We start from the raw sequence: 25,666 nt of genomic DNA, 5'->3' as shown, positions 1-25,666 counted from the left end.
CGCTCACTCCACCGCGATCTTCACCACCACCTTGCGGATGAAGCCCGTACTTGTGCCCTTCAGGGTACTCACCAGCGGCGCATGCGCATCCTCCGGAAAAAACAGGCAGAACGCGCCCGCAGGGGTGGCGATCCAGCTCGCCGGCGCGTCCGTGAAGAACTGGATATCGCGCGCGGCATCGTAGTCCGTCGCCGGGCTTAGGCATTCGGCCAGCGGCTTCCAGCCCATTTCGTCGACGCCTTCGAGCACCAGCTGGATATCGATGTAGCGGCGATGGCATTCCAGCTGCGCCTCCGCCCGGCTGCGCCCGTGACACGCCTCGACGATGGCGAAAATCGCGTCGCCCTGCACCGCGTGCCTGCCCGGCTGCAGCTGGCCCAGATCGGTGTCGCGCAGGAACGCAAAAGCCCGGGCAAACAAAGGATGCAGGCAGGTGTAGCGGTCGGCGCAAATCAGTTTGTCGATAATCATGCTGAAGGACTCGGGTTATGACGGCAGCGCGATCAAGTCGCCGGACGCACCTGCTGCGCGCGTTCCTTGTACAGGTACATCGCCTCGTCCGCCTGGCGCATCAGCGAGTCCAGCGATGCCGTGTGCGCGCCGCAAACGGCGACGCCGACGCTGAGACCCTGCCGCACCGGCGCCGAACCCGGCAACTCGACTTCGACGGCGTTGCGCAGGCGGTCGAGCAATGCATCCAGCGCCGGTCCTTTCGACGTGTCCGGCAGCAAGACCACGAATTCGTCGCCGCCGAGCCGCGCCAGCAGGTCGGTCTCGCGGAAGCAGTCGCGCAGGGTGTGGGCGACCTGGATCAGCACGGTATCGCCCGCCACGTGTCCGAAGGTGTCGTTGACCGACTTGAAATCATCGACGTCGATATTGAGCAGCGTGAGCGGCCGCCCGCTGCGCTTGGCCAGCGCAAACATGTCGTGCCCACGCAGATTGAACTGATGGCGATTGGCTAACCCGGTGAGGCCGTCGTGCATGGCCATGTTGCGAATGCGCTGGTGCGCCGACAGCGAATAGCCCACCAGTCCGCCCACGCCGGCGGCCAGCAGAAGCAGCAGCGCTTGCAGGCCCATGCCGCGGCGCTCCGTTGGTACGGCCTGAGAAGCGGCCAGCTGCCAGGTTCCCCCTGGAATGGTGATGTCCATCCGCACCGCATCCGGCTTGTCGAACAGCGCGGCGTCGCCGAGAAAAACCGCGCCGCGCGCACCCAGCCCGTCCTTGCCGCGCAGGGCAAAACGCACGCCCGAGTGCGGATCGAGCAGGCCCGCCTGTTCGAAAATGGGCCGCGGATCGACCATCACCGAAGCCAGACCCCAGTAACGCGAAGTGCCGTCGGCCCGGGTAAACACGATCGGGATGCGGTTGATGATGCCGACGCCGCCCTGTGCCAGTTCGAGCGGGCCGGCCGTGATCGGCCGCAGCTCGCGCATCAGCCGCAGCACGGCTTCGCGCTGGTTGGGCGTGTGAAGATAGCGCAGGCCGAGCGCCTTTTCGTTCCCCTTGCGTGGGTATACAAAGCTGATCTCGTTGTCCGGTGCGATCGCCACGTTGCGTATCGCCGGCTGCAGCCGGATCAGCGAGGCCGCGATCGGCGCCAGATCGGCTTCGGTGAAATCCGGCTTGGTGAGCACAAAGGTCGGCAGGCCCAGGCTCATCGACAGCGTGGCATTCAGCGACGACTCCAGCCGCGCCCGCACGGTGGCGGCTTCAGCCTGCAGCATGGCGTGCTCGGCCTGATTGCGCCGGTCCTGATCCAGCCAGACGAAGGTCTGCAACACCGCCCAGATTGCGCACGCTGCCACGACGCCCGCTGCCCAGGGCAGCACGCGCGATGCGGCAGGAATCGTGCGGAGGGGCTGCATCGATGGCTTAACGGCTGATCGGCTTGTAGCGAATCCGCTTGGGTTTCGCGCCTTCTTCGCCCAGACGCTTCTTCTTGTCGGCTTCGTACTCCTGGTAGTTGCCGGGGAAGAACACCACCTGAGAATCGCCCTCGAAAGCGAGGATGTGGGTGGCGATGCGGTCGAGGAACCAGCGGTCGTGCGAGATCACCATCACGCAGCCGGCGAATTCGAGCAGCGCATCTTCCAGCGCGCGCAGGGTTTCCACGTCGAGGTCGTTGGACGGTTCGTCGAGCAGCAGCACGTTGCCGCCGGCGATCAGCGTCTTCGCCAGATGCAGCCGGCCGCGTTCGCCGCCGGACAAATTGCCGACGATTTTCTGCTGGTCGCCGCCCTTGAAATTGAAGCGACCGAGGTAGGCGCGCGACGGAATCTCGTAGCGGCCCACGGTCAGGATGTCGCGGCCTTCTGCCACTTCGTCGAACACGGTTTTATTTGCGGCCAGCGCATCGCGGCTTTGATCGACGTAGGCCATTTTCACGGTCTGGCCGATGACGACCTCGCCGGAATCCGGTTTTTCCAGACCCGTGATCATTTTGAAGAAAGTCGATTTGCCGGCGCCGTTGGGGCCGATGATGCCGACGATGGCGCCGGGCGGCACGCTGAAGCTCAGGTTATCGATCAGCAGGCGGTCGCCGAAGGCTTTGCTCACGCCGTTGAATTCGATCACCTTGTCACCCAGACGCTCGCCGACCGGGATGAAGATTTCCTGCGTCTCGTTGCGCTTCTGGTATTCGACCGAGTTCAGTTCCTCGAAGCGTGACAAGCGCGCCTTCGACTTGGCCTGGCGCGCCTTGGGGTTCTGGCGCACCCATTCGAGCTCCTGCTTCATCGTCTTGATGCGGCCGGCTTCCTGTTTGCCCTCGGTTTCCAGCCGCGCTTCCTTCTGCTCCAGCCAGCTGGTGTAGTTGCCCTTCCACGGAATGCCGTGGCCGCGGTCGAGTTCGAGTATCCACTCGGCGGCGTTGTCGAGGAAGTAGCGGTCGTGCGTCACCGCCACCACGGTGCCGGGATAGCGCACGAGGAACTGCTCCAGCCACTCGACCGACTCGGCGTCGAGGTGGTTGGTGGGCTCGTCGAGCAACAGCATGTCTGGGTTGGACAGCAACAGCTGGCACAGCGCGACGCGGCGCTTTTCGCCGCCCGACAGGTTGCCGATCACCGCATCCCACGGCGCCAGCCGCAAGGCATCGGCCGCAATTTCCATCTGCGTGTCGAGGTCGGCGCCGGCGGTGGCGAGAATGGCCTCGCAGCGCGCCTGCGCTTCTGCCAACTTGTCGAAGTCGGCATCGGGCTCGGCGTAGGCTGCGTAAATGGTTTCCAGCTCGTTCTTCGCCGCGACAATTTCGCCGAGACCGGCTTCCACTGCCTGCCGCACGGTGTGGGCCGGATCGAGCTGCGGCTCCTGCGGCAGGTAGCCGATGCGGATGCCCGGCATCGGGATCGCCTCGCCTTCGATATCCTTGTCGACCCCCGCCATGATGCGGATCAGCGAGGACTTGCCGGAGCCGTTCAGGCCCAGCAGGCCGATCTTCGCACCCGGAAAAAAGCTGAGGGAAATGTCTTTGAGAATCTGCCGCTTCGGCGGCACGATCTTGCCGACGCGGTTGAGGGAATACACGTATTGCGCCATGAATCAGGAAGTCCGGAAAAAATCAGAAAGGGATGCGGTGTAATGAGTGGCGCGTCCCTGGGGCCACGCCGTGAGCGGTCAGGCAAACATCACGACAACTCCTTGTCGAGCAGCGCCTTGAGTTTGACGAAATCGAGCTCACCCAGCTTTTGTTCCAGGATCTGCCCTTTCTTGCCAATGATGAAGCTGGTGGGCGTCAGCCGCACATCGCCGAACGCCTGCGCCAGTTCTCCTTTCACGTCGAGCGCAACCGGAAACGGCAGCTGGCGGGTTTGCGTGAAGTTGACCACATGGCTGGGCGGATCGTAGGCCATGGCCACTGCGATGATCTCGAAGCCCTTGGCCTTGTACTGGTTGTAGGTCTCGACCATGCCGGGCATTTCCTTGATGCATCCGGGGCAGGAGGTTGCCCAGAAGTTCACCAGCACAACCTTGCCGCGCAGGCTGTCGAGCTGGATCGGCTGGCCCTCAAGCGTCACGAAGGTGGCGGCGGGCGCGGCGGGTTTGCTCAGCATCGCGTATGCGAGCGCGGCAACCACAATCAGGGCGATAGTAAAAAGGGCAGCGGGTTTGGCGTATTTCATAAGGGTAGTGAGCGGTGAACGGGAAGCTTAGCGGTAGGACTGGGCAAGCGCGACATAGTGACGGGCGGAATAGTCGAAATAGGCAATCTCTTCGTCGCTGAGCAGACGCACCTGTTTGGCGGGACGTCCCAGATACAAATAACCAGATTCGAGCACCTTGCCTTCCGGCACCAGCGAGCCGGCGCCCAGCAGCACGTGTTTCTGAATCACCGCGCGGTCGAGAATGATGCTGCCCATGCCGATCAGGCATGCGTCTTCGATCGTGCAGGCATGCAGGATCACGAGGTGGCCGACAGTGACGCGCGCGCCGATGACGAGCGCGCCGCCCGCCGGGTTGGCCGGGGTTTTGTGCGATACGTGCAGCACGCTGCCGTCCTGGATGTTGGTGGCATCGCCAATCGCGATCGAATTGACGTCGCCGCGGAGCACCGCGCCCGGCCACACCGAGGCGTCGGCGCCCAGCGTGACTTCGCCGATCACCGTGGCGCGCGGATGCACCCACGCGCCGGGGGCGAGTTGCGGATGAATGCCGTGGTGCGGGACGACCGAATCCAAGTCCATAATTGACCGAGGGTTGAAATACTGCAGGTACAGGCCCAAATTATAATCCGTGCACGTCGTTGCCCCCTTCCAAGCGCCCTTTACGAAAGAACCTTCATGAACAGCACCAATCCCCTGCTCGATTTTTCCGGCCTGCCGCGATTTGCCGAATTCAAGCCCGAATTCGTCACCCCCGCCGTCGACCAGCTGCTGGCCGACTGCCGCGCCGCGGTCGAACGGGCGATGGATGCTGCGACGCCCGCCGAATGGGATGCCTTCGTCAGCCCGCTCGACGACGCCAACGAGAAACTGGGCCGCGCCTGGGGTCAGGTGTCGCACCTGCATTCGGTGATGGATTCACCCGAGTTGCGCGAGGTGTACAACGCCAACCTGCCCAAGATCACGATCTATTACGCCGAACTGGGGCAAAACGAAGCGCTGTTCGGCAAATTCAAGGCGCTGGCCGCCAGCGCCGGATTCGCCACGCTGAACGCGGCGCAGAAAAAGATCGTCGAAAACGAGCTGCGCGACTTCCGCCTCGGCGGCGCCGAACTGCCGGCGGACAAGAAGGTCTCTTTCATGGCAATTCAGGAAGAAGAAGCGAAACTATCCACCAAGTTTGAGGAGAACTTGCTCGATGCGAAAAAAGACTTCGCGCTGTTGATCGACGATGCCGCGCAACTCGAAGGCATCCCAAACGACGTGCGGGTGATGATGCAAGCGACCGCAGAGGCTGAGGGCAAGACCGGCTGGATAATTACGCTACATGCACCATCGTTCGGGCCGGTCATGCAGTACGCTGACAACCGCGCCCTGCGTGAGCAGGTCTACCGCGCCTACGTCACCCTCGCGTCCGAATTCGGCAAGATCAAGCTGGACAACACGCCGCTGATCGCGCGCATCCTCAAGCTGCGCCGCGAAGCCGCCGAACTACTCGGCTTCAAGAGCTACGCCGAGTTGTCGCTCGCCGCGAAGATGGCCGACACTCCGGCCGAGGTACTGAAGTTCCTCGACGAGCTCGGCGCCCGCGCCCGCCCCTACGCGGAAAAGGACTTTGCCGAACTCAAGGCATTCGCCGCATCCGAACTCGGCATCGCCGACCTGCAGGCGTGGGACAACGCCTACGCCTCGGAAAAACTGCGCGTCGCGCGCTACAGCTTTTCCGATCAGGAAGTGAAGCAGTATTTCCCCGAACACCGCGTGCTGGCCGGGCTGTTCAAGCTGGTCGAAACGCTCTACGGCCTGTACATCCGCGAAGACAAGGCGCCGGTGTGGCATCCCGACGTGAAGTTCTACACGCTGACCGACCACGCCGGACAAAAGGTCGGTCAGTTCTACCTCGACCTCTACGCACGCGCCTCCAAGCGCGGCGGAGCCTGGATGGGCGACGTCATCACGCGGCGTCGGAAAGCAGACGGCATCCAGACGCCGGTGGCCTACCTGAACTGCAACTTCTCCTCACCAGTCGGCGGCAAGCCCGCGCTGTTCACCCACGACGAAGTCATTACCCTGTTCCACGAAACCGGCCACGGCCTGCACCACCTGCTCACACAGATCGAGGAATTGGGTGTCTCCGGCCTCAACGGCGTCGAATGGGATGCGGTCGAGCTGCCGAGCCAGTTCATGGAAAATTTCTGCTGGGAGTGGGACGTGCTGAAGCACATGACCGCGCACGTCGACACCGGCGCGGCGCTGCCCAAGGAATTGTTCGACAAAATGCTGGCGGCGAAGAACTTCCAGTCCGGCCTGGATACCCTGCGCCAGATTGAGTTTGCCAGCTTCGACATGCGCCTGCACGACGATTTCGACCCCAACGGTGGCCGCAGCGCGATGGACCTGCTGAACGATATTCGCAAGCGGGTCGCGGTGATCGTACCGCCCGCGTACAACCGCTCCCCCAACAGTTTCTCGCACATCTTCGCTGGCGGCTACGCGGCGGGCTACTACAGCTACAAGTGGGCTGAAGTGCTATCGGCCGACGCCTACGCACTGTTCGAAGACGAGGCCGAAGGCTACGGCGGCGTACTGAACTCCGAAGTTGGCCACCGCTTCTGGAGCGAAATCCTCGCCCAAGGCGGCGCCCGCCCGGCGCTCGAATCGTTCAAGGCCTTCCGCGGCCGCGAGCCAACCATCGACGCGCTGTTGCGGCATAACGGCATGGCTTGAAGCGCATCAGGCAGGACGTTCAAATCAATAAAAACGGAGCCCCACGGTTCCGTTTTTTATTGCCCAAAGCCGGGTCCTTTCCGGCGATTGCAAATCCCCCCGAAATCATCGGGCTCGACAGGCCGGCGAATAGCCCTGGCATCGTCAGCAGGTCACATTTCATGTTGTATATTGAACTTTGATCCAGCCGTTGTTGGCTAACGCCGGACAGAAATACAAAACCAGGTTCTTTAATAAGGGAGGAAAAATGACGATGCGTCTTATTACTCATTTCCTGACAATCGGGCTACTGGCAACGGCGAGCCTGCCTGCGGTGTCCGCATCACCCACGCCCCGTTCGCTCGACCGCAGCGTGCTGCCGATCCAGGCGCCAAAGCGGCCGGTCTACACGGAACTCGATATCCGCAACGTCAAGACACCATCGCATTTCGAGGTCAAGGCGCCCGCAGGCGCGCCCAACGTGGTGATTGTGCTGATCGACGATCTCGGCTTTGGCGCCACCAGCACTTTCGGCGGTCCGATTGCCACGCCGACCCTGGACAAACTGGCGCAAAACGGCCTGCGCTACAACAATTTCCACACCACCGCGCTGTGCTCGCCAACCCGCGCCGCACTCAAGTCCGGACGCAACCATCACACGGTCAACATGGGCTTCATTACGGAGATGGCAACTGGCATGCCGGGCAATACCGGCCAGATTCCGGATGCAACCGCTCCGCTGGCGGAAATGCTGAGGCTCAACGGTTACAACACGGCAGCCTTCGGCAAATGGCATGAAACCGCCGTCTGGGAAACCGGGATCTCCGGCCCGTACGACCGCTGGCCGACACGTCAGGGCTTCGACAAGTTCTACGGCTTCATCGGCGGCGAAACCAATCAGTGGGCGCCTTACCTCTTCGATGGCGTCACCCAGGTCGAACTGCCGAGCGACCCCAACTACCATTTCATGACTGACATGACCGACAAAGCGGTTGCCTGGGTGAAATACCAGAAAGCGCTGTCGCCCGAAAAACCGTTTTTTGTCTACTTCGCTCCGGGTGCCACGCATGCGCCTCACCATGCGCCCAAAGCCTGGATCGACAAGTGGAAAGGCAAGTTCGACCAGGGCTGGGATGCGATGCGTCAGGCCACCTATGAACGCCAGCTCAAGACAGGCGTGATCACGGCCGGCACACAGCTGGCGCCGAAACCAGCGGCAATTCGCGATTGGGACAGGCTGTCTGCCGACGAAAAGCGTCTGTACGCCCGCCAGATGGAAGTATTCGCCGCCTATCTCGATTACACCGATCATGAAATCGGCCGCATGCTCAAGGCAGTCGACAGCACCGGTCAGGCCGACAACACCCTTGTTTTCTATATTGCGGGCGACAACGGCGCCAGCGCTGAGGGTGGCGAGCACGGCATGTTCAGCGAGATGACCTATTTCAATGGTGTTCAGGAAAAGGTCGCCGACATGCTGAAGGTGATGGACAAGTGGGGCGGCCCCGAGACCTACCCGCACTTCGCTTCGGGCTGGGCGGTTGCGATGGATACGCCTTTCGCCTGGACCAAGCAGGTCGCCGCGGATTTTGGCGGCACCCGCAATGGCCTGGTGGTGCACTGGCCGAAGGGAATCAAGGCGAAGAACGAGCAGCGCACCCAGTTCAGCCATGTGATCGACGTGGCGCCGACCATCCTGCAGGCCGCCGGCCTGCCCGAACCCAGGGTAGTCAACGGCACGCCGCAGATTCCCATGGAAGGCACCAGCATGGTCTACAGCTTCGACGATGCCAAGGCCCGGGAACGCCATGCCACGCAATACTTCGAAATTGCCGGCAACCGCGCCCTCTACCACGACGGCTGGCTGGCGCGCACGATTCACCGGGCAGCCTGGGAGCGCGAAGTTCGCCGCCCCTTGAAGGACGATGTGTGGGAACTTTACGATGTGCGCACCGACTTCAGCCTGAGCACCGATCTGGCCGCGAAGAATCCGAAGAAACTCGCCGAGATGCAGGCGCTGTTCATGCGGGAAGCCGCCAAATACCACGTGTTGCCAATCGACGACCGCCTGTTCGAGCGTACGCTGGCTGAAGCCGTTGGCCGCCCCGATCCCATGGGCAAGCGCACCTCGCTGACGCTGGCCGAAGGCATGACCGGCATGATGGAAAACGTCTTCATCAACGTGAAGAACAAATCCAAGACCCTGACTGCGGTAATCGAGGTACCACAGGACGGTGCGAACGGCACCATCCTGGCGCAGGGCGGGCGCTTCGGCGGCTGGTCGCTGTATGTGAAGGACGGCATACCTGCCTACGACTACAACTTCCTCGGCCTGCAGCGCAGTTCGATCGCCGCCTCCAGGAAGCTCGCGCCCGGCAAGAACACGATCCGCTTCGATTTCGCCTACGACGGTGGCGGAATGGGCAAGGGCGGACTGGGAACCCTGTATGTGAACGACGAGAAAGTCGGTGAAGGCCGCATTGAGCATACCCAGGCAGCCATCTTTTCGGCCGACGAGACCGCCGACGTGGGCATAGATCTTGGCACACCGGTCGTGGAATCCATCGGGGCGGAAGCCCGGTCGCGCTTCACCGGGCGCATCCCGGAGGTAATCGTCCAGGTGAAATAAGCGTGTCGGGGATCAGACATCCCCGATCAGGCAATAAAAACGGGTGCACGCACCCGTTTTTATTGCGCGGCCGCCAGACGTTGCCCACGCGAGCTTTCTTAACCCATTGGGAAACAAGCACTCTGGCAGCGGCACCCATGGCGCCTGCAAACAAAAGCCCCCGCAAGCGGGGGCTTTTCACGGCAGGTACAGCCCGTTACTTAGTTCTTGTTCGCGATCATTTCCTGAATGATCGGCGCCAGGATCAGCTCCATGGCGAAACCCATCTTGGCACCCGGCACCACGAAGGTGTTGCGGCGCGACATGAAGGAGTTCGGGATCATGTTCAGCAGGTAGGGGAAGTCGACGCCCTTGGGCTCGCGGAAGCGGATGACGATGAAGCTTTCGTCCGGCGTCGGGATGTCGCGCGTGATGAAGGGGTTGGAGGTGTCGACCGTGGAGACGCGCTGGAAGTTGATGTCGGTGCGCGAGAACTGCGGCGTGATGTAGTTCACGTAATCCGGCATGCGGCGCAGGATGGTGTCGACGATCACGTCGGCCGAATAGCCGCGCTCGGCGCTGTCGCGGTGGATTTTCTGGATCCATTCGAGGTTGACGATGGGCACCACGCCGATGCCGAGGTCGACGTGCTGGGCAACGTCGATGTCATCGGTTTTCACCAGGCCATGCAGGCCTTCGTAGAACAGTACGTCGGAGCCGGCGGGCACGTCTTCCCACGGAGTGAACTCACCGGGATTGAGGCTGCTGCCGAGACGCTTGTTGTGATCGGCCGCTTCGGCATCGCTGTGGATGTAGAAGCGCTTTTTGCCGCCGCCGGTCTTGCCGTAGGTTTCGAACAGTTCGGCCAGCTTGCCGAAATGGTTGGACTGCGGACCGAAGTGGCTGAACGACATGTTGCCTTCGGCTTCGGCTTTTTTGACAGCCTCCTTGAAATCCACGCGCGACAGGCTGTGAAAGCTGTCGCCTTCGATCACGGCTGCATTGATTTTTTCACGGAAGAAAATGTGTTCGAACGCGCGCTTGACGGTGGTGGTGCCGGCGCCGGACGAACCCGTGACCGCGATGACGGGATGTTTCTTGGACATGCTGGGACTCCCTGAAGAGGTAATAATTAGGAATGAAAGCGAAACCCTAGCATTTTACCCGCGCCGGGTCGGGCTTGTCACTCGCACGTCGGGATGCGGTTTCCCTGGCTACAGGGCAAATTCGAGCCGTTCTTCGAGTTTTTTCAGCGCGGCGGCAGCACAGGCGGCATCCTTATCGCCGCCCGGTGCGCCCGATACGCCCACCGCGCCGATCAGGCTGCCCGCAGCCCGGATCGGCAGACCGCCTTCCATCACGATCAGGCCGTCGATATGGTTGAGTTCGGGCCGGATATCGCCGCGCGCAGCGCGAAATTCGGCGCTATCGATGCCCGACATGATGACCATGCCGGCCTTGCGTTCGGCGATTTCGAGGGTGTGGCGCGCCGCCAGGGTGTCGCGCAGCGCAACCTGCAGGTTGCCGGCACGATCCAGCACCGCGACCGAGACGTTATAGCCGTTCTGGCGGCAGGCCTCGACCGCGCCCATGGCGATGTCGCGCGCCAGTTCCAGACCGATCTGCTTGACTTGCAGCACATCGGGCTGGGCGGCATGAGCGGACACGGACGCGGCAAGCAAGGCAATCAAAAGCTGGGGCTTCATGACGGTCTCCTTCGATTCATCAGGGGTAAAGCGAGGTGACGCGGTAACCGCGTTTTTCCAGCAATGCGGGCAGGCCGTCCGCCCCCGTGAGATGCAATGCGCCGACGGCCACGAACGGCGTTTTCCCGTCCGCCAGCATCTGTTCGATTTTATCGCTCATACGCAGGTTGCGTTCGGTGAACAGCTTTTGCTTCATCCAGTCGGCGGAACGCGGGGCGCGCTGGAGCGACTTGACGGTGATCTGCTGTAGCGCCGCCGGATCATGGGCAAGCCAGGCGTCGATCAGCGCCTGGGTGTCGGCCCGCATGTCGTCGGTTTCCAGATAGCCGAGCGATTCGTCGAGATAGACGAGCTGGTCCTGCGGCGGGATGCTGTCGAACAACTGGAACTGGTAATCGATGCCTTCCAGCTCGGTCACCGGCTTGCCGAGCGCGTTCGCAATGCCGATGAAATAAAACTCGGTGGCGTATTCAAAGCCGTAACCGAGCTTTTTCAGCGCGCCCACGGTCAGGGTCAGGCTCGCCATCCAGGGCTTCCAGCCTTGCACCGTTTCGCGCGGAATCGCCAGGGCATCGAGCTGGGTATGCAGGCGCTGCCGCAGGGCGGGCGGCAGCAGGGTGTCGAGCGTTTGCGGCGGCGGCAAGGCGGCATAGCGCTGCAGCCCGGCCTGCATCTTGTCGATTTGGCTGGCGTCGAGTTCCACCACCAGTTCGCTCGATTGCACCATCGCCTGCGTGGCGATCAGATCCAGCGGAAAAAAATCGGCGCGACCGACATGGATGGTGCCGAACAGATAGGCGGTTTGGCCCTGCTTGCTGATGGCATAGAGCAGGCCGCGCGCGGGCGCCGCCTGCATTTGCTGCAAGATGGCTTCGGCCTCGGGCGCCGCGGCGGCAGGGGCGGCCGTCGCCGGCGCCATATCCGCCCAGGCCCCCTGCCACCCGGCCAGCAGAATGATCAGCAACAAGCGGGAAATCCGGTTTGACATGGCGCACTTTCAGATATGTGGGGCCTGGCAACGGCCAGGCGGCGGCTGACGGGAGGGTAGGTATAATTGTCGGTCGGCACTTTTACCCATTTGAGCAGTTTTCATGCAAGAAAAATACCTTCCCTCGGAAATCGAACACGCGGCGCAGGCGCGATGGACCGCCAGCCAGACTTATCGCGCCAGCGAGACGTCCGATCGCCCCAAATACTATTGCCTGTCGATGTTCCCCTACCCGTCGGGAAAACTGCACATGGGCCACGTGCGCAACTACACCATCGGCGACGTGCTGGCGCGCTACCACGCGATGCGCGGCTTCAACGTGATGCAGCCGATGGGCTGGGATGCCTTCGGCCTGCCGGCGGAAAACGCCGCCATCGCCAACAACGTGCCGCCCGCCGCCTGGACCTACGCCAACATCGACCACATGCGCACGCAGTTGCAGGCGCTGGGCTTTGCCATCGACTGGTCGCGCGAACTCGCCACCTGCAAGCCGGATTACTACCGCTGGGAACAATGGCTGTTCACCCGCCTGTTCGAAAAGGGCGTGATCTACAAGAAGATGGCGACGGTGAACTGGGACCCGATCGACCAGACCGTGCTCGCCAACGAGCAGGTGATCGAGGGCCGCGGCTGGCGCTCAGGCGCCTTGGTCGAAAAGCGCGACATCCCGATGTATTTCTTCCGCATCACCCAGTATGCCGACGAGCTGCTGAGCGGGCTCGACACCCTGCCAGGCTGGCCCGAGCGGGTGAAGACCATGCAGGCCAACTGGATCGGCAAGAGCGTCGGCGTGCGCTTTGCCTTCCCGTACACGCTCGACGGCAGGGATGAAAAACTCTGGGTGTTCACCACCCGCGCCGACACCATCATGGGCGTGACCTTCTGCGCTGTCGCCGCCGAACACCCGCTCGCCACCCGCGCGGCAGCCGACAACCCCGAACTCGCCGCCTTCATCGCAGAGTGCAAGCAGGGCAGCGTCGCCGAAGCCGACATGGCGACGATGGAAAAGAAGGGCATGGACACCGGCCTCAAGGTGACCCATCCGCTCACCGGCGAAGCGATCCCGGTGTGGGTCGGAAACTACGTGCTGATGAGCTACGGCGAAGGTGCGGTGATGGCGGTGCCGGCGCACGACGAACGCGATTTTGGCTTTGCGCAAAAGTACGACCTGCCGATCAAACAGGTCATCGACGTCGAGGGCGAGACCTTCTCGCTCGACGCTTGGGCCGAATGGTACGGCGACAAGATGCGCGGCCGCTGCGTCAATTCCAGCAAATACGACGGTCTCGACTACACGGCAGCGGTCGACGCTATTGCTTCCGACCTCGCCGCGCTGAACCTCGGCGAAAAGAAGACCCAGTTCCGCCTGCGCGACTGGGGCATTTCGCGCCAGCGCTACTGGGGCTGTCCGATCCCGATCATCCACTGCGACAGCTGCGGCGACGTGCCGGTGCCGGCTGACCAGCTGCCGGTGGTGCTGCCGGAGGATGTGGTGCCGGATGGCTCCGGCAACCCGCTCAACAAGCGCGCCGATTTCGTCAACTGCACCTGCCCCAAGTGCGGTGCACCGGCGCGGCGCGAGACCGACACGATGGACACCTTCGTCGAGTCGTCGTGGTATTACGCGCGCTACGCCTGCCCCGATTTTGCCGGCGGTATGCTCGACGCGCGCGCAAACAAATGGCTGCCGGTCGACCAGTACATCGGCGGCATCGAACACGCGATCCTGCACCTGCTCTACGCGCGCTTCTTCCACAAACTGATGCGCGACGAGGGCCTGGTTTCCAGCGACGAGCCGTTCCAGAACCTGCTCACGCAGGGCATGGTGATCGCCGACACGTTTTACCGCGAAGACGCCAGCGGCAAGAAAACCTGGTTCAACCCGGCCGACGTCGAGCTGCGCGACGGCGTAGCGACCTGTAAAACCGATGGCCAGCCGGTGATCGTCGGCGGCACCGAGAAAATGTCGAAGTCGAAGAACAACGGCGTCGATCCGCAGGCGCTGATCGACCTCTACGGCGCCGACACCGCACGCCTGTTCACGATGTTCGCCGCCCCGCCGGAGCAGAGCCTGGAATGGTCGGACGCAGGGGTGGAAGGCGCGCACCGCTTTTTGCGGCGCTTGTGGAAGGCCGGCCACGAACACCTGCAGGCAGGCGCGGTTGCGGCGTATGCCGGTGGCGAACTGGGCGATGCCGCCAAAGCCCTGCGCCGCCAGCTGCACCAGACCATCCAGAAAGTCAGCGACGACATCGAGCGCCGCAAGCAGTTCAACACCGCGATCGCCGCGGTGATGGAACTGATGAACGCGCTGGCGAAGCTGGAAGGCGACGACGCCACCACCCGCAGCGTGCGGCAGGAAGTGCTGGAAGCCGCCGCCGCCCTGCTCGCGCCGATGGTGCCGCATATTGCCGAGGCGCTCTATGCTGAACTTAAACCCGGTGCCGAACTCCGGCCGGGGGCAACGATGACCTGGCCGACGGTCGATGCCAGCGCGCTGGTGCAGGATGAAATCGAGCTGATGCTGCAGGTGAACGGCAAGCTGCGCGGGCAGATCCGCGTATCGGCGACGGCGGACAAAGCCAGCATCGAAGCCGCCGCGCTGGCCAGCGAGTCGGTCCAAAAATATCTCGAAGGCCAGCCGCCGAAAAAAGTGGTGGTGGTGCCGGGACGTCTGGTGAATATCGTCGTATGAACCGCCGCCTGTTTCTTGCCCTGATTCCCGCCGCGCTGGCCGCAGGCTGTGGCTTTCAACTGCGCCGTTACGACGGCTTGCCGTTCGCCAGCCTCTACCTCGATCCGCCCGGTGGCAGCGCGGTGGCGCAACGCCTGCGCACCATGCTGGCGAGCGACAAGTCCATCCGGCTGACCGCAACCGCGGCCGAAGCGGCGGCCGTGCTCAAGATCACCCGGGAGGAACGCGTCAAATCCATCCTCACGCTGACGGGCGGCGGCCGCGTATCCGAATACAGGCTGACGCTGAAAATCAGCTATGCCGTCGTCGGCAAGGACGGGGCTGAACTGGCCGCGCCCGAAAACTTCGAGCTGGTGCGCAGCATGACCTACGACGATTCGCTGCACCTGGCCAAGGGTGCCGAGGAGCAACTGCTGTATCGCGACATGGACGAAAATGCCGCGCTGCGGATCGTGCGACGCATGCAGACGCTCAAACCTGCCGACACCAGTCAGTGAACATTCCGGCCGAACGTCTGCCCGATCAATTGAGCCGCGGCCTCGCCGCGCTCTACGTGGTGGTGGGCGACGAGCCGCTGGCGGCACAAGAAGCCAGCGACGCCATCCGCGCAGCGGCGCGCGCGGCCGGCCACAGCGAGCGCAATGTGTTTACCGTGCAGGGGCGCTACAACTGGCAGGGCATTTTTGCCAGCGGCGACAACCTGTCGCTGTTCGCCGAACGCCGCCTCACCGAAATCCGCATCCCCTCCGGCAAGCCCGGCGTCGATGGCGCCAAGGCGCTGGAAACCTACGCGGCCAAATTGCCCGCCGACACCCTCACCCTGATCAATCTGCCGGGGATGGACTGGAAAGCCATGCAAAGCCGCTGGTTTGCCGCGCTGGCGAAGGCCGGCGTGGTGATCGAGGCGAAGCCCATCGACCGCACGGCCCTGCCCGGCTGGATCGAACGGCGATTGGCGAAACAGGGTTTGCGTGCCGAACGCGCCGCGCTGGCGTTTCTGGCGGAGCAGGTAGAAGGCAACCTGCTCGCCGCGCAGCAGGAAATCGACAAGCTCGCGCTGCTGCTGCCGCCGGGTGACGTGACGTTGGCCGACGTCGAACACGCGGTGGTCGACGTCAGCCGGCTGGAAGCCGACGAACTGGCCGATGCGCTGTATGCGGGCGATGGCACCCGCTTCGCGCAGATCGTGGCGGACCTCAAGGACAGCGGCGAGGCGGTGCCCGCCATCCTGTGGCAAGTCGCATCCGCGGTGCAATTGCTGCTGCGGTTAAAATTGGCGGTAGCGCAGGGCGACAGCCTGCCCGGCGTGATGCGGACGCTGTGGGGACGCGACAAGCAACGCGCACCGCAAATCGAGCGGGCGCTGAAACGATTGGGCCTGACGCAGGTCGAATCCGCTCTGGCCGACCTCGCCCTGATCGACCGCCAGGCCAAGGGCCTGGAGCGCGTGGGCGACCCGTGGGACACCTTGCTGCGGGTGGGAATGACGCTGGCTGAACCGGCACGAAATGGACAACGAGATCGACGTTAAAGCGATGGATATCAAAAACTACATGCAAACGGTGGGCAAACAGGCGCGCGAAGCCTCGCGTGCGATCGCCCGCGCCGACACCAACCAGAAAAACCGTGCCTTGCTGGCGATCGCTGCCGCGATCCGGCGCGATGCCGCCAAACTGCTGGAGGCCAACGCGCGCGACATGGATCACGCGCGCGCCAGCGGACTCGACGCCGCGCTGCTCGACCGCCTGCAGATCGATGAAAAAGCCGTGGCTGGCATGGCCGAAGGACTGGAGCAGATCGCCGCATTGCCCGACCCGGTCGGCGAGATCACCGACCTCAAATACCGTCCCTCCGGCATCCAGGTCGGCAAGATGCGGGTGCCGCTCGGCGTCATCGGCATCATTTACGAAGCGCGTCCCAACGTGACCGCGGATGCCGCCGGGCTGTGCCTGAAGTCCGGCAACGCGGCGATCCTGCGCGGCGGCTCCGAGGCGCTGCACTCGAACCAGGCGGTGGCCGCCTGCGTGCGCGAAGGCCTCGCGGCCGCCGGCCTGCCCGCCACCGTGGTGCAGGTGATCGAGACCACCGACCGCGCCGCGGTGGGCGAACTCATCACCATGAAGGATTACGTCGATGTGATCGTGCCGCGCGGCGGCAAGGGCCTGATCGAACGCATCACCGGCGAGGCGCGGGTGCCGGTGATCAAGCATCTGCACGGCAACTGCCACGTCTACGTGGACGACCGCGCCGATCAGGCGAAGGCGGTGAAAATCGTCGAGAACGCCAAGACCCAGCGCTACGGCACCTGCAACACCGCCGAATCGCTGCTGGTGGCGCGCAGCGTGGCGATGGCGGTACTGCCTGAAATCGGCCGGATGCTGGCGGGCAAAGGGGTGGAAATGCGCGGCTGCGTCGAGTCGCTGGCCATCCTCAAGGTCGCCGGCATCGCCGAAGACAAGCTGCGCGCCGCCGTCGCGGCCGACTGGCACGAGGAATATCTCGGCCCCATCATCGCGGTCAAAATCGTGGCCGATCTCGACGCCGCGATTGCCCACATCAACGCCAACGGTTCGCAGCACACCGATGCCATCGTCACCGAAGACTATGGTCGCGCGCGACGCTTCCTGCGCGAGGTCGATTCGGCCAGCGTGGTGGTCAACGCCTCGACCCGCTTTGCCGACGGCTTCGAATACGGCCTCGGCGCGGAAATCGGCATTTCCACCGACAAGATCCACGCGCGCGGCCCGGTCGGGCTGGAAGGCCTGACCTCGCAAAAATGGATCGTGCTGGGGGATGGGCATGTGCGGGGTTAAATGGTGAGCGGTGAGCGGGGAGTGGGAAGCGGAGTCGGGCACGACACGGGTTTTTCCGTTCACCGCTCCCCGCTCCCCGCTCACCAACACGCCATCGGCGTGATGGGCGGCACCTTCGACCCGATCCATCTGGGCCATCTGCGACTGGCCGAGGAAATGGCCGAGGCGCTGGACCTGGATCAGGTGCGTTTCATCCCCGCCGGGCAGCCGCCGCACCGTGACATGCCGCACACCAGCGCGCTGCACCGGCTGGAAATGGTGCGCCGCGCCGTGGCCGGCAACCCCCGTTTTACGGTGGACGCGCGCGAAGTCGAACAGCCGGCGCCCAGCTACACGGTCGACACCCTGACCGCGCTGCGCGCCGAGCTCGGGCCGCATCAACCGCTGTGGCTGTTGCTGGGCGCCGACGCTTTTGCCGGGTTGCCCGCCTGGCATCGGTGGCAACAGCTGTTTGCGCTGGCCCATATCGCCGTCACCACGCGCCCCGGCTCCAACGACCACACGGCCCAGCCTGACACGCTGGCCGCAGAACTGAAACAGGAACTCTCGCACCGCCAGGTGCCGGCCGGGTCGGCTACAGGCCCGGCCGGCGCAGTGGTGTTGCAAAACATGACGGCGCTGGACATTTCAGCCAGCCGGATCCGCGCCATCCTGGCACGGCAGGGCAGCGCGCGATATCTGCTGCCCGACGCCGTGCTCGACTACATTCACCAACATCAACTGTACCTACACTCATGAATATCGAAGACAAGCTCAAACTGATCGTCGCCGCACTTGAAGACCTCAAGGCGCAGGACATCGCCATCCTCAACACCAGCAAGCTCACCGCACTGTTCGAACGCATGGTCATCGCCAGCGGCACTTCCAACCGGCAGACGCGCGCGCTGGCCGACAACGTGCACGTCAAGGTGAAAGAGGCTGGCGAATACGTCGGCAACACCGAAGGCGAAGACAGCGGCGAATGGGTGCTGCTCGATCTCGGCGACGTGATCGTGCATGTGATGCTGCCCGCCGTCCGCGCGCATTACAACCTGGAGGAGCTCTGGGGCGCGGCCGAAGCGGCACGCACCCGGCATATCCAGGCCGATCACTAGGTCATGAATCCATCGGTTTCGCCATGGCGGCGATGCGGCACTAGATGAAACTGCACCTGCTCGCCGTCGGCCACAAAATGCCCGGCTGGATCAACAGCGGTTACGACGATTACGCGCGGCGGATGCCGCCCGACCTGCCGCTGCTGCTGACCGAGATCAAGCCCGGCCATCGCGTGGCGGGCGAGGACGGTGCGCGGGCCCGCCAGCTCGAAGCCGAGCGCATCCTCGCCGCCCTGCCTGCGGGCTGCGTGCCGGTGGCGCTCGACGAGCGCGGCGCGCAGGTCACCACACGCGAACTGGCCGCATGGCTGCAGGGCTGGATGGCGGAAGGCGTATCGCCGGCGTTTGTCATCGGCGGGGCGGACGGCCTCGACGACAGCGTCAAGACGCGTGCGGTCAAATTGCTCGGCCTGTCGAAACTGACCCTGCCGCATGCCATGGCGCGGGTCATGCTGGCCGAGCAACTGTACCGTTCCGTGTGCATAATCAAGGGGCACCCCTACCATCGGGATTGAGGAAAACACGAATCATGCTGGTTGATAAAAGGATCTATCTGGCTTCGCAATCGCCGCGCCGGCGCGAGCTGCTGAAACAGCTCGGCGTGGCCTTCGACATGTTGCCCCTGCGCGCGGTGGCGGGGCGCATGGACGTGGTCGAGATCCCCCAACCCGGCGAAACGGCCCCCGATTTTGCACAGCGCATGGCCATCGAAAAGGCCGCGTGCGGCTGGCGCGCGGTGGACGCGCGTCACGTGCTGCGCTTCCCGGTGCTGGGTGCCGATACCGTGGTGGAACTGGACGGCGCCATTCTCGGCAAGCCAGCAGACCGCAGCGATGCCGAGGCCATGCTGTCGCGCCTGTCCGGCCGCCTGCACCTGGTCCACACCGCAGTCGCCATCAAGCAGGAAGGGCGAATCGAACAGTGCCTGTCGACCAGCGTGATCCGCTTCGCCGAACTCAGCCCGCTCACCATCGCCCGCTACCTGGATACCGGCGAACACATCGGCAAGGCTGGCGCCTACGGCATCCAGGGCCGCGCGGGCGCATTCGTCGAACATCTCGAAGGCAGCTACAGCGGCGTCATGGGACTGCCGTTATATGGCACTGCTGTCTTACTGAGAGTCTTCGGTTTCGCCGTCTGACGTGCGATCCCACCCATCATGAGCGAAGAAATCCTCGTCAACGTCACTCCGCAGGAAACCCGCGTCGCCGTGCTGCATCTCGGCTCGGTACAGGAACTCCATATCGAGCGCGCGCAGTGCCGCGGGCTGGTCGGCAACATCTACATGGGACGGGTGGTGCGCGTGTTGCCGGGGATGCAGTCGGCTTTCATCGACATCGGCCTGGAACGCGCGGCTTTTCTGCATGTGGCCGACATCTGGGAAGAACGCCACGGCAGCGAACCCGAGCGGCCGATAGAACAGATCCTGCACGAAAGCCAGACCCTGATGGTGCAGGTGATCAAGGACCCGATCGGCACCAAGGGCGCGCGCCTGTCGACCCAGATCAGTTTTGCCGGGCGCTACCTGGTCTACCTGCCGCAGGAAACCCACATCGGCATCTCGCAAAAAATCGAGGGCGAAGAAGAGCGCGAACTATTGCGCCAGAAACTGCACCAGCTGATGCCGGAAGGCGCCCGCGGCGGCTTCATCGTGCGCACCATGGCGGAAACCGCCGAGGACGCCGAGATCGGCGCCGATATCGAATACCTGCGCCGCCTGTGGACCAACATCCAGTCGCGCGTCAATTGCGAAGCGCCCTGCCTGCTGTATCAGGACCTCGACCTGTCGCTGCGCGTGCTGCGCGACTTCGTCAACAGCGACACGACCCGCATCCTCATCGACTCGCGCGAAACCTATCAGCGCATGGCCGATTTCGCGGAGAACTACACCCATGCGGTGTTCGACAAGCTGCAGCACTACAGCGCCGGGCGGCCGCTGTTCGACCTGCACGCCATCGATGACGAAATCGCCCGGGCGCTGGGACGCCGGGTCGATCTCAAGTCGGGCGGCTATCTGATCATCGACCAGACCGAAGCGCTCACCACGGTGGACGTCAACACCGGCGGTTTCGTCGGCGCGCGCAACTTCGACGACACCATCTTCAAGACCAACCTCGAAGCCGCGCAATCGATCGCCCGCCAGCTGCGCCTACGCAACCTCGGCGGCATCGTCATCATGGATTTCATCGACATGGACAACGCCGAGCACCAGGAGGCGGTGCTCACCGAGTTGAGGAAAACCCTCGCGCGCGATCCCACCCGCACCAGTGTCAGCGGTTTCTCCGCCCTGGGCCTGGTCGAAATGACGCGCAAGCGCACCCGTGAATCGCTGGCGCACGTGCTGTGCGAGCCCTGCCCCACCTGCGGCGGACGCGGCGAAATCAAGACCGCGCAAACCGTGTGCTACGACATCCTGCGCGAAATCCTGCGCGAAGCGCGCCAGTTCGACGCCCGCGAATACCGCATCGCCGCCGCACAAAGCGTCATCGACCAGTTCCTCGACGAAGAGTCCGGCAGCCTCGCCCAGTTGATCGACTTCATCGGCAAGCCCGTCTCGCTGCAGGTCGAAACCAGCTATCCGCAGGAACAGTACGACATCATCCTGCTGTGACCGCCTGAGCGGGCTTTCGTGAACACTACGCCTCCCACCTACTGGCACACCGCCTGCGCCGAACTCGCCGCTGTCGACCCGGTGATGGCTGCACTCATCGAACGCTATCCCGACGCAATTCTCGGCGACCGGGGCGATCCGTTTCAGACCCTGGCGCGCGCCATCGTCGGCCAGCAGATATCGGTCACAGCGGCCGACAGCATATGGATGCGCTTTGCCGATTACGCGCAGCACATCCAGCCCGAACACATCGCCACGCTTGAGCTCGACGCGCTTGCGGCCTGCGGCCTGTCGCGCCGCAAGGCTGAATATTTACGTGATCTGGCGGGGCATTTCGTCGACGGCCGGGTCGAACCGGCGCGCTGGAAAGGCCTGGATGATGAAGCGGTGATCGCCGAACTGACCGACGTACGCGGCATCGGCCGCTGGACGGCCGAGATGTTTCTGATCTTCAGCCTGCGTCGCCCGGATGTATGGCCGCTGGACGATATCGGCCTGCAGAAAGCCGTCGCTCTGCACTATCTGGCGGGCGAGCGGCCTACGCCGAGCCTGCTACGCCAGCACGGCGCGCGGCACGCGCCCTGGCGCACTGTCGCCACCTGGTATTTGTGGCGCAGCCTCGATCCGGTCGTTGTGCAGTATTGAGTAGCGTACCAAGCACCCAGGCAATTCAGGGCGCCATTTGACCGCGCGTGTTCAGGGAAAATTGGCGGAAAGTTGTTCGGCTTGGGGTCGCTTGAACGGACCCTGCTGTCAGGCCGCCTGCTGCACCGGCGCAATATCCTGGGAGATGCTGCGCAACAGCAGGATGTCGCGATAGGCGCCCGGCTCGAAACCGATGCGGGTGCCGCCGCGATGGTCGAAAACCAGTTCGTCGAAAAAGGCCTTGATGTCGGGCGTATTCCACACCTGCACCATTTTCTCCAGCAAGTGGGGATAGGCCTCGAGACCCTGGCCGTTGTCGTCTTCGTTGAAAAAGGCGCGGCCATCCAGGTTCACGTTGAAGTAGCGCCGGCATTCGGTACTGGCGGCGACGTAACCCGCCGTGTCGCCGGCACGATGCAACAGATCGAGCAGCAGCAGCCACGGCACCGGCGACTCGGTCGGCGCTTCGCGCAGGTGTTCCTGCAGCAGGTGGATCGCGAGTTCGCCATGGCCGTGCGCCATGAAGACTTCGGCCTGATCCAGAATGTCCTCTTTCAATTCGGTGCCATCATCACTTGGCGGGGCCGCCATGTCCGCCATGCGCTGGGGAATCACCGGCGGAATGGCATCGAGGTCAGACTCCGGCGATCCGCGCGTTGAATCCAGATCCGGCTGCGCCCAGTTGTCGTCGATGAGATTGACCGCCTGCGAACGGCCACGGCTGCGGCGACGCAAGGCGACGATCAGGGCGCCCGCCCCCACCAGCAAACCGGCGGCCAGCAGGTACAGCGGCCATTGTGGCGACAGCTTTGCCACAGGCGGGGGCACGGCAACCGGCGTAGCGGCGCGTGCATGGTCGAGCTGGGCGTTGCGTTCCTGCAAGGCCAGCAACTGCGTTTCCAGATAGGCGATCTTGCGGTTGAGTGCCGTGTTTTCGTCCGACAGGTCGGTCGGATTCAGGGTTTCAGCAACGGGCTGCCCGGGTTCGGACAGTTGGGTATCGAGACGCAGTGCGAGGGGCGAGCCCACGCCCGCTCGTTTGCCCGACAGCACCAGGCGCGGTTGCGCCGGGGCCGCTGCGCGAGGCTGCTTCGCTGGGGCGCGCTGCGTGGTGACCGCAGCGCGGGCAGGTGCGGGCGTGGCGCGTCTGGCTGGGCGGCGTTCCGGTGCAGGGGCCACCGCCGACGTTTCCGGTTCGGCCCGGGTTGGCGGCGCGACGCCGGGAATCGCGCTGCTGCTGGCGGATTCCATCAACTGCCCGGGCGGGTCGAGCAGAACGGCATATTCCCGTTGCAGGCGCGCCTCGCATTCGGAGATCAACACAAACTGCGCCACCGGATCATTGACGCTCTGGGTCGTGCGGATATGCAACAGGGTCTGGCCGCCGGCGGGCTCGATCGTCAGTTCGGCGCGCGGCAAGGGCGCGATCCCGCCCGGGAAAGGACTCATGCTGATGCATTCCGTCGTGGTCGAATCCGTCGCACCAATCAGCGGGACAACAGCATGCAGGGGCTGTCCCAGATACGAGCGCACGCTGACGTCCCCCAGTCCGAGCGCTGCGGCAAAACCGGCATGACACAAACCCAGCAGGAGGCAGGCAGTTTTCAAGTTCACATGATTACGGGTGGAGGCACTATATGCATGATATTCGGGCGAAAAACCCTGCAACTTGAGGCGGTTCCCGCAGATGGCATGCTTTTTGGCTGGCATGCGCCGGAGTTTACCGCAACAGCGCCGGAGATGACCCCAACAGCGCCTGACTTTATCCCACCAGCACCAGCGCCCACACCACCACGGCATTGACCAGCGCGATCATGACCGCCGCACTACCCATGTCCTTGGCGCGCTTGATCAGCAGATGGTGTTCCAGCGAAATCCGATCCACCGCAGCTTCGACGGCCGAATTGAGCAATTCGACCATCAGCACGCCTAGCACGGCGGCGATCATCAGCGCGCGTTCGACCCCGGTCGACCCCAGATACAGGGCCAGCGGAATCAGCAACAGCGCCAGGAACACTTCCTGACGGAACGCATCCTCATGCTTGAACGCGGCGCGCAAGCCGTCCCAGGTGTAGCCGATGGCGTTCAGCAAACGCCGCAGGCCGGTCTTTCCCTTGTAAGGGCTGACAGGCTCGGTCATGTCGCAGGCTTATACGTCAGGTCGAGTTCGCGCGCCGCCTTGACGTCATCCAGCCGCCGCACCGGCAGGCTGTAGGGCGCGCCCTTGACCAGTTCGGCGTTGGTTTCGGCTTCGTGCTTGATGATTTTCATCGCCTCGATGAAGCCATCGAGGGTTTCGCGGCTCTCGGTCTCGGTCGGCTCGATCAGCAGACACTCCGGCACCAGCAACGGGAAGTAGGTGGTCGGGGCATGGTAGCCGTAGTCGAGCAGGCGCTTGGCGAAGTCCATCGCCGACACGCCGGTGGCGTCTTTCAGCTTTTTCAGCGTGACGATGAACTCGTGGCTGGCGCGACGCTCGGGGTACGCCAGTTCAAAGCCCGCCTTGCGCAGTTCCGCCATCAGATAGTTGGCGTTGAGCGTGGCGTATTCGGCGACGCGATGCATCCCCTCGCCCCCCAGCAGGCGGGCGTAAATGTAGGCACGCATCAGCACGCCGGCATTGCCCATATTGGCCGACAGGCGGCCGATGGATTGTGGCAGATCGATCTCGGTCGCCAGGCGATAGAGGCCGTTGTCGTTGAGCACCAGCGGGATCGGCATGAAAGGCAACAGCCGCTCCGCCACACCCACCGGGCCCGCGCCCGGCCCGCCGCCACCGTGCGGGGTGGAGAAGGTCTTGTGCAGGTTCATGTGGATGACGTCGAAACCCATGTCGCCCGGACGCACCTTGCCGAGAATGGCGTTGAGGTTGGCGCCGTCGTAGTACAGCAGACCGCCGGCGTCGTGAACGATTTTCTGGATGTCGGTAATGGTTTTTTCGAACACACCCAGCGTCGACGGGTTGGTCAGCATCAGCCCGGCCGTTTGCGGGCCGACCGCGGCGCGCAGCGCGTCCAGGTTGACCGCGCCGGAGGCATCCGTAGGGATTTCCTTCACGGTATAACCACACATCGTGGCGGTGGCCGGGTTGGTACCGTGTGCCGCATCCGGCACGATGATCTCGCGCCGGGCCGTGTCGCCACGCGCGTCGTGGTAGGCGCGGATCATCGCCACCCCGGCGAACTCGCCGTGCGCGCCGGCCATCGGCGCCATCGACACGCCCGCCATGCCGGTGACGTCCTTCAGCATTTCCTGCAGCTCGAACATGCTGGCAAGAAAACCCTGCCCCGTCTCGTCCGGGCTGGCCGGATGGCGCGCCAGAAACTGCGGCAGCATCGCCAGCGAATTGCACGCGCGCGGGTTGTATTTCATGGTGCACGAACCGAGCGGGTAGAACTGCGTGTCGATCGAGAAGTTCTTCTGGCTCAGTCGCGTGTAGTGGCGCACCACGTCGAGCTCGGACACCTCGGGCAAGGCCGGTGCGGCCTTGCGGCGCAACGCGGCCGGCAGATCGTCGAGGCTGCCGCCAGCAGCAGGAAGTTGCGAGGTGGCCGTGCGGCCGGGACGGGAATGGTCGAATATCAGCATGACTTCAGGGGTCGGGATTCAGGGGTCAGGGATCAAGGAAGAACTCAAGTGCCTGACGCAGAGGGCGCGGCATAGCCGCACATCCCCTGAATCCTGACCCCTGAAT

24 protein-coding genes are annotated in these 25,666 nt (G+C 63.7%); 12 read left to right on the top strand and 12 right to left on the bottom strand.

The genetic code is table 11. The annotated features are described in order from the left end of the window. Window positions 1-3: 3 nt before the first annotated feature. The 5 genes from IV098_RS03880 to IV098_RS03860 form a co-directional block, all read right to left on the bottom strand. Window positions 4-471 carry a YhcH/YjgK/YiaL family protein gene (locus IV098_RS03880; RefSeq protein ID WP_296886496.1) on the bottom strand — a complete coding sequence of 156 codons (468 nt, stop codon included), beginning with the start codon at window positions 469-471 and terminating at the stop codon, window positions 4-6. A 32-nt stretch (window positions 472-503) separates the two neighbouring features. Next, window positions 504-1,871 (bottom strand): diguanylate cyclase, encoded by a 1,368-nt coding sequence (locus IV098_RS03875; RefSeq protein ID WP_296886495.1) that lies wholly within the window; start codon window positions 1,869-1,871, stop codon window positions 504-506. A gap of 7 nt (window positions 1,872-1,878) precedes the next feature. Next, window positions 1,879-3,543 (bottom strand): energy-dependent translational throttle protein EttA, encoded by a 1,665-nt coding sequence (gene ettA / locus IV098_RS03870; protein ID WP_296886494.1) that lies wholly within the window; start codon window positions 3,541-3,543, stop codon window positions 1,879-1,881. Window positions 3,544-3,632: 89 nt separating this feature from the next. After that, entirely contained in the window at window positions 3,633-4,127 is a 495-nt protein-coding gene (locus tag IV098_RS03865) for a peroxiredoxin (RefSeq protein ID WP_296886493.1), read from the bottom strand. Between the two features lie 27 nt (window positions 4,128-4,154). Further along, a complete protein-coding gene (locus IV098_RS03860) occupies window positions 4,155-4,682 on the bottom strand; it encodes a gamma carbonic anhydrase family protein (protein ID WP_296886492.1) in 528 nt (175 codons plus the stop codon). Between the two features lie 102 nt (window positions 4,683-4,784). Between IV098_RS03860 and IV098_RS03855 the strand changes: the two genes are divergently transcribed. After that, window positions 4,785-6,833, top strand: a complete 2,049-nt coding sequence (locus IV098_RS03855) for a M3 family metallopeptidase (protein WP_296886491.1) — start codon at window positions 4,785-4,787, stop codon at window positions 6,831-6,833. A 19-nt stretch (window positions 6,834-6,852) separates the two neighbouring features. On the opposite strand, the gene IV098_RS03850 is transcribed toward IV098_RS03855, so the two are convergent. Beyond that, a complete protein-coding gene (locus IV098_RS03850) occupies window positions 6,853-7,104 on the bottom strand; it encodes a hypothetical protein (RefSeq protein WP_296886490.1) in 252 nt (83 codons plus the stop codon). Between IV098_RS03850 and IV098_RS03845 the strand changes: the two genes are divergently transcribed. Then, window positions 7,087-9,441, top strand: coding sequence for an arylsulfatase (locus tag IV098_RS03845; protein ID WP_296886489.1), 2,355 nt, complete (start codon window positions 7,087-7,089; stop codon window positions 9,439-9,441). The two genes, IV098_RS03850 and IV098_RS03845, sit on opposite strands and share 18 nt — an antisense overlap. A gap of 200 nt (window positions 9,442-9,641) precedes the next feature. Here the strand turns inward: IV098_RS03845 and IV098_RS03840 are convergent, their stop codons facing one another. From IV098_RS03840 to IV098_RS03830, 3 genes are all read right to left on the bottom strand, one after another. Further along, window positions 9,642-10,526 carry a phosphoribulokinase gene (locus IV098_RS03840; protein ID WP_296886488.1) on the bottom strand — a complete coding sequence of 295 codons (885 nt, stop codon included), beginning with the start codon at window positions 10,524-10,526 and terminating at the stop codon, window positions 9,642-9,644. A 108-nt stretch (window positions 10,527-10,634) separates the two neighbouring features. After that, window positions 10,635-11,126, bottom strand: a complete 492-nt coding sequence (locus tag IV098_RS03835) for a heme-binding protein (RefSeq protein ID WP_296886487.1) — start codon at window positions 11,124-11,126, stop codon at window positions 10,635-10,637. A 19-nt stretch (window positions 11,127-11,145) separates the two neighbouring features. Further along, the gene (locus IV098_RS03830) at window positions 11,146-12,093 is read right to left on the bottom strand and encodes a TraB/GumN family protein (RefSeq protein WP_296886486.1); all 948 of its coding nucleotides are present in this window, start codon (window positions 12,091-12,093) and stop codon (window positions 11,146-11,148) included. A gap of 124 nt (window positions 12,094-12,217) precedes the next feature. Here IV098_RS03830 and leuS point away from each other — a divergent pair, with 124 nt between their 5' ends. The 10 genes from leuS to IV098_RS03780 all read left to right on the top strand — a co-directional run bounded on the left by leuS (window position 12,218) and on the right by IV098_RS03780 (window position 21,972). After that, a complete protein-coding gene (gene leuS, locus IV098_RS03825) occupies window positions 12,218-14,809 on the top strand; it encodes a leucine--tRNA ligase (RefSeq protein ID WP_296886485.1) in 2,592 nt (863 codons plus the stop codon). Then, window positions 14,806-15,306: an LPS assembly lipoprotein LptE gene (lptE, locus tag IV098_RS03820; RefSeq protein ID WP_296886484.1), complete on the top strand. Its 501-nt coding sequence runs from the start codon at window positions 14,806-14,808 to the stop codon at window positions 15,304-15,306. The genes leuS and lptE overlap by 4 nt, the downstream gene beginning before the upstream one ends. Further along, window positions 15,303-16,340: a DNA polymerase III subunit delta gene (holA, locus tag IV098_RS03815; protein WP_296886483.1), complete on the top strand. Its 1,038-nt coding sequence runs from the start codon at window positions 15,303-15,305 to the stop codon at window positions 16,338-16,340. Before lptE ends, holA begins: the two co-directional genes overlap by 4 nt. A 4-nt stretch (window positions 16,341-16,344) precedes the next feature. Beyond that, entirely contained in the window at window positions 16,345-17,622 is a 1,278-nt protein-coding gene (locus IV098_RS03810) for a glutamate-5-semialdehyde dehydrogenase (protein WP_296886569.1), read from the top strand. Between the two features lie 93 nt (window positions 17,623-17,715). Continuing rightward, window positions 17,716-18,360: a nicotinate-nucleotide adenylyltransferase gene (gene nadD, locus IV098_RS03805; protein WP_296886568.1), complete on the top strand. Its 645-nt coding sequence runs from the start codon at window positions 17,716-17,718 to the stop codon at window positions 18,358-18,360. Beyond that, window positions 18,357-18,716, top strand: a complete 360-nt coding sequence (rsfS, locus tag IV098_RS03800; RefSeq protein ID WP_296886482.1) for a ribosome silencing factor — start codon at window positions 18,357-18,359, stop codon at window positions 18,714-18,716. Before nadD ends, rsfS begins: the two co-directional genes overlap by 4 nt. A 44-nt stretch (window positions 18,717-18,760) precedes the next feature. Continuing rightward, a complete protein-coding gene (gene rlmH, locus IV098_RS03795) occupies window positions 18,761-19,231 on the top strand; it encodes a 23S rRNA (pseudouridine(1915)-N(3))-methyltransferase RlmH (RefSeq protein WP_296886481.1) in 471 nt (156 codons plus the stop codon). Between the two features lie 14 nt (window positions 19,232-19,245). Then, complete coding sequence (locus tag IV098_RS03790) at window positions 19,246-19,857, top strand: nucleoside triphosphate pyrophosphatase (RefSeq protein ID WP_296886480.1); 612 nt, start codon at window positions 19,246-19,248, stop codon at window positions 19,855-19,857. A gap of 18 nt (window positions 19,858-19,875) precedes the next feature. Then, on the top strand, window positions 19,876-21,327 hold the full coding sequence (rng, locus tag IV098_RS03785) for a ribonuclease G (protein ID WP_296886479.1): 1,452 nt from the start codon (window positions 19,876-19,878) through the stop codon (window positions 21,325-21,327). 18 nt (window positions 21,328-21,345) lie between these two features. Beyond that, window positions 21,346-21,972, top strand: coding sequence for a DNA-3-methyladenine glycosylase (locus tag IV098_RS03780; RefSeq protein ID WP_296886478.1), 627 nt, complete (start codon window positions 21,346-21,348; stop codon window positions 21,970-21,972). A 108-nt stretch (window positions 21,973-22,080) separates the two neighbouring features. On the opposite strand, the gene IV098_RS03775 is transcribed toward IV098_RS03780, so the two are convergent. The 3 genes from IV098_RS03775 to gcvPB all read right to left on the bottom strand — a co-directional run bounded on the left by IV098_RS03775 (window position 22,081) and on the right by gcvPB (window position 25,560). Next, complete coding sequence (locus IV098_RS03775; RefSeq protein WP_296886477.1) at window positions 22,081-23,586, bottom strand: hypothetical protein; 1,506 nt, start codon at window positions 23,584-23,586, stop codon at window positions 22,081-22,083. A gap of 148 nt (window positions 23,587-23,734) precedes the next feature. Then, a complete protein-coding gene (locus IV098_RS03770) occupies window positions 23,735-24,112 on the bottom strand; it encodes a diacylglycerol kinase (RefSeq protein WP_296886476.1) in 378 nt (125 codons plus the stop codon). Then, a complete protein-coding gene (gcvPB, locus tag IV098_RS03765) occupies window positions 24,109-25,560 on the bottom strand; it encodes an aminomethyl-transferring glycine dehydrogenase subunit GcvPB (protein ID WP_296886475.1) in 1,452 nt (483 codons plus the stop codon). The genes IV098_RS03770 and gcvPB overlap by 4 nt, the downstream gene beginning before the upstream one ends. Between the last annotated feature and the right edge of the window lie 106 nt (window positions 25,561-25,666).

This window comes from Thiobacillus sp., from assembly GCF_018780105.1.
In the GTDB taxonomy this organism is placed as follows: Bacteria; Pseudomonadota; Gammaproteobacteria; order Burkholderiales; family Thiobacillaceae; genus Thiobacillus.
This window is presented reverse-complemented; position numbering and strand designations above follow the sequence as displayed.